Origin of the sequence: Maribacter aquivivus (genome assembly GCF_900142175.1) — a bacterium.
Classification (GTDB): Bacteria; Bacteroidota; Bacteroidia; order Flavobacteriales; family Flavobacteriaceae; genus Maribacter; species Maribacter aquivivus.
On record NZ_FQZX01000001.1, the window covers coordinates 692107 to 706587 of the forward strand.

8 protein-coding genes are annotated in these 14481 nt (G+C 35.5%); 6 read left to right on the forward strand and 2 right to left on the reverse strand.

The genetic code is table 11. The annotated features are described in order from the left end of the window. The first annotated feature begins 24 nt into the window (after positions 1-24). Positions 25-1923: an amidophosphoribosyltransferase gene (locus tag BUC31_RS03000; RefSeq protein WP_073241128.1), complete on the forward strand. Its 1899-nt coding sequence runs from the start codon at positions 25-27 to the stop codon at positions 1921-1923. A gap of 1063 nt (positions 1924-2986) precedes the next feature. Here the strand turns inward: BUC31_RS03000 and BUC31_RS03005 are convergent. Next, positions 2987-3595, reverse strand: a complete 609-nt coding sequence (locus BUC31_RS03005) for a superoxide dismutase (RefSeq protein ID WP_073241130.1) — start codon at positions 3593-3595, stop codon at positions 2987-2989. Positions 3596-3714: 119 nt separating this feature from the next. Between BUC31_RS03005 and BUC31_RS03010 the strand changes: the two genes are divergently transcribed. From BUC31_RS03010 to BUC31_RS03025, 4 genes are all read left to right on the forward strand, one after another. Beyond that, positions 3715-6810: a UvrD-helicase domain-containing protein gene (locus tag BUC31_RS03010; RefSeq protein WP_073241132.1), complete on the forward strand. Its 3096-nt coding sequence runs from the start codon at positions 3715-3717 to the stop codon at positions 6808-6810. A gap of 6 nt (positions 6811-6816) precedes the next feature. After that, positions 6817-8010: a glycine C-acetyltransferase gene (gene kbl, locus BUC31_RS03015; protein ID WP_073241133.1), complete on the forward strand. Its 1194-nt coding sequence runs from the start codon at positions 6817-6819 to the stop codon at positions 8008-8010. Between the two features lie 113 nt (positions 8011-8123). Next, a complete protein-coding gene (locus BUC31_RS03020; protein WP_073241135.1) occupies positions 8124-9467 on the forward strand; it encodes an OmpA family protein in 1344 nt (447 codons plus the stop codon). A 73-nt stretch (positions 9468-9540) separates the two neighbouring features. Continuing rightward, positions 9541-12285 carry a PD-(D/E)XK nuclease family protein gene (locus BUC31_RS03025; RefSeq protein ID WP_073241137.1) on the forward strand — a complete coding sequence of 915 codons (2745 nt, stop codon included), beginning with the start codon at positions 9541-9543 and terminating at the stop codon, positions 12283-12285. 2 nt (positions 12286-12287) lie between these two features. Here the strand turns inward: BUC31_RS03025 and BUC31_RS03030 are convergent, their stop codons facing one another. Next, on the reverse strand, positions 12288-12998 hold the full coding sequence (locus BUC31_RS03030) for an SDR family oxidoreductase (protein WP_073241139.1): 711 nt from the start codon (positions 12996-12998) through the stop codon (positions 12288-12290). Positions 12999-13113: 115 nt separating this feature from the next. Between BUC31_RS03030 and BUC31_RS03035 the strand changes: the two genes are divergently transcribed. After that, positions 13114-14454 (forward strand): sugar porter family MFS transporter, encoded by a 1341-nt coding sequence (locus tag BUC31_RS03035; protein ID WP_073241141.1) that lies wholly within the window; start codon positions 13114-13116, stop codon positions 14452-14454. Positions 14455-14481 lie beyond the last annotated feature (27 nt).

Genomic DNA, 14481 nt, shown 5'->3' on the forward strand with positions numbered 1-14481 from the left:
GGGGCTTTTTTAATACCAAAAACAATGAGTGACGCAATTAAGCATGAGTGTGGTATTTCTGTAATACGGTTATTAAAACCACTAGAGTATTACAAGGAAAAATATGGAACAGCATTTTATGGTGTAAATAAAATGTATCTAATGATGGAAAAACAGCACAATCGCGGTCAAGATGGTGCAGGTTTTGCTAGTATAAAATTAGATGTAGAAGCTGGGGAACGTTACATGAGCCGTGTACGCTCATGTCAACAACAACCTATACAAGATATTTTTGCCCAAATCAACGACCGTATCAATTCTGAGCTTAAAGAGCATCCGGAGTATGAAGATGATGTTGCTTTGCAAAAAAAGCACATACCTTATATAGGAGAATTACTTTTAGGGCATGTACGTTATGGAACTTTTGGTAAAAACAGTATTGAAAGTGTTCACCCATTTTTAAGACAAAACAATTGGATGCACCGTAACCTTATTGTTGCAGGTAACTTCAACATGACCAATGTTCACGAACTGTTCGATAATTTAATTCAGTTAGGGCAACATCCAAAAGAAATGGCCGATACGGTGACCGTAATGGAAAAGATAGGTCATTTTCTAGATGATGCGGTTGCCAAACTATACAAGCAAATTAAAAAAGAAGGATACACTAAACAAGAAGCTTCTCCCCTTATAGCCGAACGTTTAAAGGTGTACAAAATATTAAGAAGGGCTGCCAAAAATTTTGATGGTGGTTACGCAATGGCCGGTTTACTTGGTCATGGTGATGCTTTTGTATTAAGAGATCCAAGCGGCATTAGACCTGCATACTACTATAGAGATGACGAAGTTGTTGTTGTAGCATCAGAAAGACCAGCAATACAAACCGTATTCAATGTACCTTACGACGAGGTGAAAGAATTGGATCCCGGTGCTGCTATCATTATTAAAAAGAATGGTACAAGCGATATTAAACAAATACTAGAACCTAAAGAGCGAAAGGCATGTTCTTTTGAACGTATCTATTTCTCTAGAGGTAGTGATAAAGAAATTTACCAAGAGCGTAAAGCTTTAGGTAAGTTGGTATTCCCTCAAATATTAGAAGCAATTAACGAGGATATAAAGAATACCGTTTTTTCTTATATCCCAAATACAGCCGAAACTTCTTTCTACGGAATGGTAAAAGAAGCTCAAAATTACCTGAACAAGAAAAAGGAAGAGCAAATACTAGCTCTAGGTACAGGTATTACAGGTGAACAATTGCATGAAATACTAGATGTACGCCCTAGAATAGAGAAAGTTGCCATTAAAGATGCGAAGCTTAGAACATTTATTACTCAAGATAGTAGTAGAGATGATCTTGTAGCGCACGTCTATGACATTTCTTATGGATCAGTAAAGAAAGGTGATAACCTAGTTATTATAGATGATAGTATTGTTCGTGGTACTACGCTTAAAAAGAGTATCCTAAGAATATTAGATAGATTATCACCTAAGAAAATTATCGTTGTATCATCTGCACCGCAAATTAGATACCCAGATTGTTATGGTATTGATATGGCCAAGCTAGAAGACTTTATTGCCTTCAAAGCAGCTTTAGCTTTACACGAAGACAATAATTCTATGCATTTTGTAGAAGATATCTACAAAAAGTGCTTAACACAGGTTAATAGTCATGATAACGATGTAATTAACTACGTTAAAGAATTCTATGCTCCGTTTACAGCGAAACAAATTTCTAAGAAAACTGGAGAATTACTTAGCCCTGAGGGAATAAACGCTGAAGTGTCTATTATTTACCAAACCATTGAAAACCTACATGAGGCTTGCCCTAAAAACTTAGGAGATTGGTATTTTACCGGTAACTACCCAACACCAGGAGGAAATAGAGTAGTAAATAAGGCATTTATAAACTTTTATGAAGGCAACAACGAACGCGCATATTAAATAATATATCGATGAAATGCACTCTATTTATGTATTTCATCGATGAATATAGTATTTTAACGACTGAATGGTCGATTTGAATTAACCAGCTTTACATTTAGAGCTACCATAGCATAAGTAGGTTAAGTTCATGGTAAGATTTGGGGCAAAAAAGGTGGAGGTTTCTCCACCTTTTTTATTTGTCATATTTTTCCTCTCTACCAAGTTGTAATCCGTTTCTTCACAAAGCTCTTTTTAACGTTATTACGAGACTTTCAGCCAATACCTTTTACATTCACTACCAAGCCTATTACATTTACAGAACCATAGCATAAGTAGGTTAAGTTCATGGTAAGATTTGGGGAAAAGGACGGAGCAATGCTCCGTCTTTTTATTTTACAGCCATTTCTAACTTCTCAACAACACAAAATCTTCCTAAACTTTCAATTCTAGCATTACAACTTAAGTTTGCGACGTACAACGAATAGCTTTTTGTAATACCCCGTATGCATATACATTTACAGAACCATAGCATAAGTAGGTTAAGTTCATGGTAAGATTTGGGGAAAAGACGGAGCAATGCTCCGTCTTTTTATTTTACAGCCATTTCTAACTTCTCATCCACAAAATCTTCCTGAATTTTTAATTCTAGTAGTACAACCTAAGTTTGTGACGTACAACGAATAGCTTTTTATAAAACCCCGTATGCCTATATATTTACAGAACCATAGCATAAGTAGGTTAAGTTCATGGTAAGATTTGGGGAAAAGACGGAGCAATGCTCCGTCTTTTTATTTTATACCAATTGGCTTATAAAACAACTAGTTAGCCCCAATGACCCACCCCTAGTAAAACATCTTCGTTGAAATAAAAGTTTATATTTTTCTTAAAAATCCTTTTTTTATTTACTCAATACCAGTAATTTAGTCTCGCCATAGCATAAGTAGGTTAAGTTTATGGTAAGATTTGGGACGAAAAGGGTGGAGACTTCTCCGCCCTTTTCTATTTTAAAACCAAAAAAACCACCCATGAATAATTCATAAGTGGTTTCCTACAAGATAGTTAAGAATATTTCTACTCTTTATTATTTGTTACTTGCGTATCTTTTTGAAACTTCATCCCAGTTAATGATATTGAAAAATGCTTCAATATAATCTGGTCTCTTGTTTTGATAATTTAGGTAATAAGCATGTTCCCATACATCTAAACCTAAGATTGGTTGACCTCCACATTCAACTCCTGGCATTAATGGATTGTCTTGATTTGGTGTAGAACATACTTCTACTTTACCCCCTTTATGAACACATAACCATGCCCAACCAGAACCAAATCTTGTACCTGCAGCAGTTGTAAACTTATTTTTGAATTCTTCGAAAGAACCAAAAGCACTATCAATTGCAGTTGCTAATTCGCCACTTGGCTTTCCACCACCGTTTGGTGATAAGATTGTCCAGAATAATGAGTGATTGTAAAATCCACCACCGTTATTTCTAACCGCACCATTGCTCATATCCAAGCCAGTTAAAATAGCCTCTATAGACTTCCCTGCAAGATCGGTACCTTCTATAGCAGCATTTAATTTAGATGTATATCCTTGGTGATGTTTTGTATGATGTATTTCCATTGTCCTTGCATCAATATGAGGCTCAAGAGCATCATAGGCGTAAGGCAATTTTGGTAGTTCAAAAGCCATAATTTATGTATTTTTAGATTAATATTAATTGTATCTCAAAGTTACGTATTTTAACATTTATATTCATGTAATAATTTGTTAAGAACTGTACAGGAATCCTTAATTTGCGGTAAAAATCAGTGTCAAGTAATTCTTTTACCATATACAATGCTTCTGCCGGATCAGGCAAAACCTATGCTCTTGCTAAGGTTTACTTGAAAATTATACTAGCCTCTCCGCAAAATTTCAGAAAAATATTAGCTATTACATTTACTAACAAAGCAGTAAATGAGATGAAACATAGAATATTGAACAGCCTGTTCGAGTTTTCTAAAATCACTTCTACGGAAGATGCCAATCCGTTATTTAATGACATCCTAAACGAAACCAGTTATACTTTTGAAGAACTACCAGCGTTAAGCAAACTTCGCTTAAAGCAAATACTACATAACTACGCCTTTTTTGATATTTCTACCATAGATAAGTTTACCCACAGACTCATTAGAACTTTCGCTAAAGATTTGAAGATCCCTCAGAATTTTGAGGTTGTTCTTGATGTAGATCTACTTTTACAAGAAGCTGTTGAGCGTGTTATTAGTAAAGCTGGTGAGGACCCTGAGTTTACCAAAGTACTTTTAGATTTTGCCATTGAAAAAATTGAGGATGACAGAAGTTGGGATATTGGGTTTGATCTTTTAAAAATCGGTAAACTGATATTTGATGAAAACAACGCCGAACATTTAAAACATTTACAAGAAATAGAATTAGGAGATTTTCTAAAGTTGCAAACGCATCTTAAAAAAGAAACCAAAACTTTAGAGAAAAAAATTGTAGACCTTGCTACTGCTGCTCTTGACGTAATCACTTCATCTGGCTTAGATTTAAAAGATTTCCCTAGAGAAACATTACCAAATCACTTTAAAAAAATAGTGGCTGGCAACTTTACACCTACACAACTCTACAATAACAAACTAGAGGATAATTTAATTGAGGGGAAAATAGTAAAAGCCACCGTTAAAAATGCACCAGCAGAATTAGCACCTCAGCTACTTCATCATTATCAAGCTATAAAACAGCTTATTTATAAAAGGGGATTGTATGCGAACATCAACAGAAACATTATTCCTTTTGCGTTACTAAATGCGATACAAAAAGAACTGAAGATTATTCAAGAAGAAAAAGACCAATTGTCTATTTCTGAATTTAATACCTTAATTGCAAAAGAGGTCAAAGACCAACCTGCACCTTTTATTTATGAGCGACTTGGAGAAAAGTATCGTCATTATTTCATTGACGAATTTCAAGATACTTCGCAAATGCAATGGGAAAACCTTATTCCTTTAATTGGTAGCGCCATGGAGGGTGAAGATGAATTAGGCGGTACAGGATCTTTGTTTTTGGTGGGCGACCCAAAACAAGCAATTTATAGATGGCGTGGTGGTAAAGCTGAACAATTTCTTGAATTGGCAACACACCAAGCACACCCATTCACCATTCAATCAGACCTGGTTACTTTGCCAAAAAACTACAGAAGTTATGCAGAGATCATTAACTTCAATAACAACTTTTTTCAAAGTATTAGTCCGTTTTTAGAGAACGACATTTATCAAGAATTCTTTAAAATTGGCAATACACAAGAAACCAATCAGAAAGAAGGTGGCTACGTAAATATTTCATTATTAGAAGAAGACACCGATGAAGAATATGCAGCGAACACATTGGCAACTATTCAACAATGTTTAAGCCAAGGGTATACCTATAGCGATATCTGTATTATTATAAGAAAGAAAAAGCATGGTCTTCTGCTGGCAGATTTTTTAATGCAGCATAAAATTCCTGTTGTTTCTTCAGATTCCTTATTGCTTAGTGAAAGTGCCAAAGCTATTTTCTTGGTACAATTAATAAGGTATATGGTTCAACCTACAGAACTAGAGATCCAATATGAGATTTTGAATTTTCTGTCGGAAGGAAAAAATGATAAGCATGCCTATATCTATGAGAATTTAGGAAAACTTAATTCGCACCTTTTTGAATCTTATGGTTTTGATGCATCTAAACTAAGACAAGCGTCAGTTTTTGACGGATTGGCTTATGCCATAAAAACCTTTGATCTTATCCCTACTTCAGATGCTCACCTTTCTGCTTTTATGGATCTCGTTTTTGATGTAGAGCAAAAATATGGCTCAGATATGCAGTCCTTTTTAGATTATTGGGACAAGAAAGGCAACTCGGCAAGCATCAGCACACCCGAAAATATTGAATCGGTACAGATTATGACCATTCATAAATCTAAAGGGTTAGAGTTTCCGGTAGTTATTTTCCCTTATGCAAATTCAAACGTGTATGAAGAGATCGATCCAAAATTATGGCTTCCGGTAAACAAAGAAGAATTCCTTGGCTTTTCCGAAGTACTTATCAATAAAAAACAAGAAGTTCAAGAATACGGTGAACTTGAATCATTGCTGTATGAAATAGACCATCAGAAATTGCAGCTAGATGCTTTCAACCTTTTATATGTAGTGCTTACAAGAGCGGTTAATGCCCTGTTTATTATTAGCGCCAACAAACTTGACAGAAAAGGAGAACACAATACCAATAGTTACTCTGGTCTGTTCATACATTTTTTAAAGAGTATAGGCGAATATCAACAAGACAAACTATCATACGACTTTGGTAAATTAATACCACAGACATCTAAAAAACAAACCAGTACAGATCAACTTACTATACCTTATATATATACTAACATAAATAGACCGGATTTTAAGATACTTGCATTAGCTGGTACTTTATGGGATGAAGGCTTAGATGTTGCCATTAATCAAGGCAATGTTATACATTATATATTAGGTGCTATTTTCACAACTACAGATTTAGATAGAGCTGTACAAATGGCGCTACAAAAAGGATTGATAAAAGAGCAAGAAGTAAACGGGATAAAGGAAATTGTAAAAAAGGTCATCTTTCATAAAGATTTGACGCAATTTTACCAGAATGATGTTGAAGTACTAAATGAACGTGATTTATTAATGGCAGATGGTACGGTTCAAAGACCAGATAGGGTGGTGATTAAAAATAACCACGCTACCATTATAGATTATAAGACAGGCGAACAAAACCCAAAATACCATCATCAAATAAATACGTATGCCCAGAGTTTTTCAAATATGGGCTACACCATAGATCATAAGATCATTGTGTATATTAATACTGAAATAGAACTAGATTATATATAAAGGAATATGTACGGAAAAATTAAAGAACATCTGCAGCAAGAAATTGAGAACATTAAAAATGACGGACTCTTTAAAGAGGAAAGAATTATTGTTTCTCCGCAAGATGCTGTTATCAAAATCAATACCGGGCAAGAGGTTATCAATTTTTGTGCTAATAATTATTTAGGGCTTTCATCTCACCCAGATGTTATACAGGCGGCTAAAGATGCTATGGATACGCATGGCTTCGGTATGTCTTCTGTTAGATTTATTTGTGGTACTCAAGATATACATAAGACATTAGAAGCAAAGATCGCTCATTTCTATGGTACAGAAGACACCATATTATATGCCGCTGCTTTTGATGCCAATGGCGGGGTGTTTGAACCTTTGCTAAATGCAGAAGATGCTATTATTTCTGATTCTTTAAACCACGCCTCTATTATTGACGGTGTGCGTTTGTGTAAAGCAAAGCGTTACCGTTATGCGAATAGTGACATGCAAGATTTAGAAGCACAACTTATTAAAGCGAATGAAGACTGCGCACGATTTAAAATTATTGTTACCGACGGTGTGTTCTCTATGGATGGTATTGTAGCTCCACTAGATAAAATTTGTGATCTAGCCGATAAGTACGATGCTTTAGTTATGATAGATGAATGCCATGCTACCGGATTTATAGGTGAAAAAGGAAAAGGCACCTTAGAGGAAAAAGGAGTGATGGGCAGAATTGACATTATTACCGGTACACTTGGTAAAGCATTAGGTGGTGCCATGGGCGGTTACACTACTGGTAAAAAAGAAATAATTACATTACTTAGACAACGATCTAGACCGTATTTGTTCTCTAACTCTTTAGCGCCAGCTATAGTAGGGGCATCTATTAAGGTATTTGATATGTTAGAAAACGACACTTCGTTACGAGATAAATTGCAAGAAAATACTGCATACTTCAAAAAAGGCATTAAAAACGCAGGTTTCGACATTGTTGACGGAGATTCTGCAATAGTACCTGTAATGTTGTACGATGCCAAATTATCACAAGACATGGCAAATAAGTTGTTGGAAAGAGGAATTTATGTGATTGGTTTTTTCTATCCTGTAGTACCAAAAGATAAGGCTCGCATTAGAGTGCAACTATCTGCTGCGCATACAAAAGAACACTTAGATGCAGCCATCAAAGCATTTACAGAAGTCGGAAAAGAATTAAAAATCGTTTAAATGCAATATTTAATCTATTAAATGCATTAAAAAAAATAGGAAATTGATTTTGTTAATAATATTTAACAAGTTACATTTGCAGCTAATAAACACTTAAACTTAAAATTTAATACATGAAACATCTTAGCAAATTATTGGCAGTTGCCCTACTTGTAGTAGGTATCAACAGCATACAAGCGCAAGACGAGAATAACCCTTGGCAAGTGCAATTTGGGGTTAATGCCATTGACGTATATCCAACTTCGGATGTAAGTTCTTTCGGTAACGAATTCTTCAATGTGAACGATCACTGGAACATTTTACCTTCTATCTCTTATGTAGGAGTATCTAAGTCAATTGGAGATGGTTTCTCTGTTGGAGCTAGAGGTTCTCTTAACAAGATTAGCAAATTTGGTGATACTAGCGTTGACGACCTTTCTCACTACGCTATAGATGGTACAATTAAATATGATATCATAAAAAGACAAACTGTTATTGATCCTTTCGTAGAGATCGGTGGTGGTTATACTTGGATCGATGAAATCGGTGCTGGTACTGCAAATGGTGGTATTGGTGTTAATATCTGGTTTACTGAAAACTTAGGTCTTACATTACAATCTTCTTATAAGCATGCTTTCGAAGATTACTTAGCTCCTCACTTCCAACACTTAGCTGGTATTTCAGTTAAATTTGGTGGTACTGATACTGACGGTGATGGTATCTATGATAAAGATGATGCTTGTCCAGAAGTTGCTGGTCTTGAAGCATTCAACGGTTGTCCTGATTCTGACGGCGATGGTATCGAAGACAGCAAAGATGCTTGTCCTAACGAAGCTGGTTCTAAAGAAATGAACGGATGTCCTGATGCTGACGGTGACGGTGTTGCTGATAAAGATGATGCTTGTCCTAACGAAGCTGGTCTTCCTGCTTTAGCTGGTTGTCCTGATGCTGATGGCGATGGTGTTGCTGATAAAGATGACGCTTGTCCTTCTGAAGCTGGTCCTGCTGAAAACAAAGGTTGTCCTTGGGCTGATAAAGACGGTGACGGTGTACTTGACAAAGATGATCAATGTCCAGATGTTGCTGGTACAGTAGCTAACGCTGGTTGTCCTGAAGTAACTGAAGAAGTTCAAAAGCAATTGAATGATTATGCTAGAACTATCTTATTTGATACTGGTAAATCTTCTATCAAAGCTGAGTCTACTTCTGTAATGGTTGACATTATCACAATCCTTAAAGAATACCCTAACGCTAAGTTTACTGTTGAAGGTCATACTGACAGCGTAGGTAGCGAAAAATTAAACCAAAGCCTTTCTGAGTCAAGAGCTCTTTCTGTAAAAGAATTCTTAGTAGACAAAGGAATTGAAGAGTTTAGATTATCTGCTGTAGGTTACGGTGAGTCTAAGCCAATGGCTACAAACAATACAAGAGCTGGTAGAGCTCAAAACAGAAGGGTAGAAATCAACTTAGTAAAATAAGTTTATAAAAACCTAAGTGTTTTAATAACTAAAAGCCCCGCAATATTGCGGGGCTTTTTTATTTTTACACTATATGCAGAGTTTTATACAAGATGTAGTACTAGACGTTTTAAAAAATAACCCAGATACTGGTAAAGTAGTATTTATTCTACCCAGTAAAAGAGCGGGTGTATTTCTGAAAAAAATACTATCAAAATCACTTACACAAACAGTACTTGCCCCTGAAATCTATAGTATTGAAGATTTCATTGAAAAGGTTTCTAACCTTGTCACCGCAAACACTACAACACAATTATTTGAACTCTATAATGCCTATTTAAAAGTGGGTGATTATGAAAAGGAATCTTTCGATTCTTTTTTAAAATGGGGACAAATATTATTACAAGATTTTAATGAAATAGATCGTTACTTAGTTGACGCTTCTACCCTATACCAAAATGTTGCCGCTATACAGGAAGTCAACCATTGGTCGTTGAATCCTGATAAATCTGAAATGATTGAAAACTACCTTCATTTTTGGAGGTATTTAGAAGACATCTACAAACAATTTAATGGGAGATTATTAGAGCAGGGACTTGGTCACCAGGGACTCATCTATAAAACCTCGGTTGCAGAATTACCTAATTACCTTGAAAACACGAATAAGAAACACATTTTTCTTGGCTTTAATGCCTTGAACACTGCAGAGAGTATTCTTATACAGACTATTCTTGAAAAAACAGATGCTAACATTTATTGGGATATTGACCCCTACTTTTTACAAGACAATATTCATGATGCTGGTTTCTTTATAAGAAATTATCAAAGCACATGGAATGTTTTAAAGGGAAAACCTCTTGCAGGACTTACCAATTACTACAATACCGAAAAGCATATTGAAATTATTGGGGTGCCTAAAAACATCTCTCAAGTAAATTATGTGGGCGATTTACTGTACAAAATTCAGAATGATTCGCCAGATGCGTTACGCAATGCAGCCATTGTACTTGGTAATGAAGAATTACTGAATCCGTTATTAAATTCTATTCCAGATAATATACCGGCTACCAATATTACCATGGGTCAAAAGTTAGCATCTACCACCTTGGCCAGCTTTTTCACCAACCTTATTGAGTTTCATGAACAAAAGACAGAAAAAGGATGGTTCTACAAGCACTTACTTAATCTTTTGACACATTCATATGCCGTACTTTTATTTGACGCAAATGAAGTCTCTACAGACAGTTTAATATCAAAAATTAAAACAAATAACTGGTCATACATTACCAATACACAAATACGCGAACTTTTACCAGAAAATGCAGCAATCAACTTACTGTTTGAAGATGTAAAGAATAACCCGAATAGACTTATAGATAATTTTTTAGCTCTTATTGAAGCTATAAGAGTTATTGACGTGGTAAAAGAAAATTCGCTTTTATTAGAACAGCTTTATAAATTCTTTACACTATTCAATCAGCTAAAGGACCTTTGTAACAGCTTTAAGTATATCAATAATCTTAAAAGTTTAAAACATCTGTTTTCACAGCTATTAAGCTCAGAAACTTTAGATTTTCAAGGTAACCCTATTGAAGGCATCCAAATTATGGGAATGCTAGAAAGTCGCTTGTTAGATTTTGAGACTATAATTATTACTTCTGTTAACGAAGGCGTATTACCATCGGGTAAATCTAACAACTCATTTATTCCATACGACCTAAAAATCAAAAACGGATTACCAACCTATAAAGAGAAAGATGCTGTTTATACCTATCACTTCTATCGCTTATTACAACGTGCCAAAAATGTATATATACTGTACAATACGGAGCCAGACGCATTGGAAGGTGGCGAGCGTAGCCGATTGATTACACAGTTATTAACTGACGATAATAGAACAAATATTAAATCATTTATAGCTACACCTACTATACAACCTATTACCAAAGAAATTGAACAGGTTGAAAAATCCATTTCACTGGTTGACCTTATTAAAGACAAAGCCAGAAAAGGTTTTTCACCTAGCTCACTCAGCAATTACATTAGAAACCCTATAGATTTTTACAAACAGAATTTATTAAATATTAATGAGGTATTGCAAGTAGAAGAAACCTTGGCGCCCAATACTTTCGGTACCATTGTTCATGATAGTTTAGAAGAACTGTATACACCTTTAATTGGTAAACCCCTTACAGCAGATTTACTTAATGGAATTCGAAAAGGTATACCTACGATTGTAGCACAGAATTTTGAAAAAACCTTCAAAGATGGAAACATCAGTTCTGGTAAAAACTATATTTCTTTTCATGTTATTCTTAAATACATACAAACGTTTATTGATGTTGAGGTAAAAGAACTTGCGGACCATAGTATTTCCATTGTTGCATTAGAGCAAGCACTATCAGTGCCTTTAGAAGTCGCCGGATTAGATTTCCCTATCATCTTAAAAGGAAAATTAGACCGTGTAGATGAATATGACGGTATTACCCGTATCATCGATTACAAAACAGGGAAAGTAGAACGCCGAAATGTAGAAATTGTAGAATGGGATATTTTGACTGAAGAATATCAGTTCAGTAAAGCGTTTCAGTTGCTTTGCTACGGATTAATGTATTCTAAAACACATCCTACAGAAAATCTATCTATTCAAGCAGGTATTATCTCTTTGAAGAATTTTGCAGAAGGCACGTTGTTATTTGCACAAAAAGAATCTGCCCGATCAACCAGTAAAAATCACATCATTACTAATGAGGTCATTTCTGATTTCGAGCAGATACTTGGTCAGCTAATTACAGAAATCTGTAATGCTGACATTCCGTTCACAGAAAAAGAAGTATAAGCTTATTTCTTATCTGGTCTTGTAGGCCTTACCTCAATTTTACTAGGTAAGGTTCTTTCGTTCATTTGTAAAAGATCCAACACCAATTCGCCAATATCTTCTGGCTGAATTTTCCATGCATCCTTTTCATCTGGTTCATTATGGTTAAAATGTGTTGCCACAGAACCTGGCATAATGGTAGAAACCTTAATACCGTATTGTCTTAAATCTAACATTGCAGCTTGCGTAAAACCAACTACACCAAATTTAGAAGCATTGTACCCTGCACCTTGCGCAAAGAAATTAGTACCTGCCAAACTAGCCAGCGTAATGTAATAGCCTTCTGTTTTCTTTAAACTTTCTACAGATGCCTTTAGCGTATGAAACACTCCACTTAGGTTAATATCTATCATCTGGTGCCACTCCTCTTCGGTCATTTGATCAATTGGCGCAAAATTACCAACACCGGCATTTGCCAAAACAACATCTAACTGACCCCATTTGTCCATAATTTTAGAGACAGCATTTTTCTCATCTGCAATTTTAGCAACATCAGAAACAATTCCTAAAACTGCATCAGTATTAAAATCTTTAAGTGCCTTGTCTACACTTTCCTGAGATCTACCACTAATTGCAACTCTCATACCTTGGTTTAACAATGTTTGTGCAACTGCAAAACCAATACCTTTAGTGCCTCCCGTAATGTAGGCTACTTTATTTTTCAAATCTTTCATCGTTCAATTTTATAATTATCACAAGTTACCAATTCTTTGATTTTCTTGTTAACCCAAAAGGTTACGATTTTGTGGTTTTCATTCATTATATTTAACAACAACTTAACACTCAACAATGAACAGAATTATCGTATGGTCCATTACCGTGGCCCTCGCCGGATTTTTATTTGGATTTGATACCGTAGTTATCAGTGGAGCAAATGAACCTATAAAGCAATTGTGGAACACTTCTCCGCTTTTTCATGGAACTTTTATCATGAGTATGGCCCTTTGGGGTACCGTTGCGGGATCACTTTTTGGTGGTATCCCAACAAAAAATCTTGGTCGTAAAAAGACCTTATTATGGGTGGGAATATTATTTTTCGTTTCTGCATTAGGTTCCGCATTAGCACAAGATCCTTACTCTTTTTCAGTATTTCGTTTTATTGGCGGTGTTGGTGTAGGTATATCCTCTGTTGCAGCACCTATCTACATTTCTGAAATTACATCTAAAGAGAATCGTGGAAAACTAGGCGGATTGTATCAATTCTGGTTAGTGTTCGGTATTTTACTTGCCTTTGTATCTAACTGGTTGCTAAAAGGATTTGATGGTGCAAATGATTGGCGTTGGATGCTAGGTGTTGAAGCCATACCTGCTTTCATATATACCATAATGGTATTTACAGTTCCAGAAAGCCCAAGATGGTTGGCATTGCACAAAAAAGACGATGCTGCCGCGTTAAAAATATTAGAGATCATACACTCTAAAGAAAAAGCCGCTCTGCAATTGACAGAGATAAAGACCGATTTACAACACTCCACCAAAAGTGAGAGTCTTTTTCAAAAGAAATACTCCAAAGTACTTTGGCTTGCTTTCTTTATAGCATTTTTCAATCAATTGTCAGGTATCAACTTTGTACTGTATTACGCGCCAGAAATTTTGGAACAAGCAGGTCTTGGTGGTAAAGAATCACTTTTCAATTCCATTGCCATTGGTATCGTAAACCTCGTATTTACCTTTATAGGTATTCGTTTATTGGATAAATTGGGTAGGCGCCAACTGATCATCATTGGATCTATTGGTTACATTATTAGTTTAATCATGGTTGGTCTCTGTTTTCAAATGAATTTAGGATCTACACTTACCATTATCTTCATTTGTACTTTTGTTGCCTCTCACGCCATTGGCCAAGGTGCCGTAATTTGGGTATTTATCTCAGAGATATTCCCTAACAGCGTACGTGCATACGGGCAATCTTGGGGTGTTAGTGTTCACTGGGTATTTGCTGCGATCATAACTTTGATTACTCCGTTTTTCTTAGATGCTACCCAAGGTGTTCTTAAAGACCATGTTTGGTATATCTATTACTTCTTCTGTGCTATGATGGTGTTGCAACTCATTTGGGCAATTACCAAAATGCCTGAAACAAAAGGGGTTTCTCTTGAGGAATTGAGTAAGGAGTTGGTGAAAGAATAAAGAATTATAACCCATTATTACATTAAA

Bases quoted from the DNA above. Each gene is read 5' to 3' on its own strand.
- BUC31_RS03020 (WP_073241135.1), top strand. From the start codon at position 8,124: ATGAAACATCTTAGCAAATTATTGGCAGTTGCCCTACTTGTAGTAGGT.
- BUC31_RS03000 (WP_073241128.1), top strand. From the start codon at position 25: ATGAGTGACGCAATTAAGCATGAGTGTGGTATTTCTGTAATACGGTTA.
- BUC31_RS03035 (WP_073241141.1), top strand. From the start codon at position 13,114: ATGAACAGAATTATCGTATGGTCCATTACCGTGGCCCTCGCCGGATTT.
- BUC31_RS03025 (WP_073241137.1), top strand. From the start codon at position 9,541: ATGCAGAGTTTTATACAAGATGTAGTACTAGACGTTTTAAAAAATAAC.
- BUC31_RS03005 (WP_073241130.1), bottom strand. From the start codon at position 3,595: ATGGCTTTTGAACTACCAAAATTGCCTTACGCCTATGATGCTCTTGAG.
- BUC31_RS03030 (WP_073241139.1), bottom strand. From the start codon at position 12,998: ATGAAAGATTTGAAAAATAAAGTAGCCTACATTACGGGAGGCACTAAA.
- kbl (WP_073241133.1), top strand. From the start codon at position 6,817: ATGTACGGAAAAATTAAAGAACATCTGCAGCAAGAAATTGAGAACATT.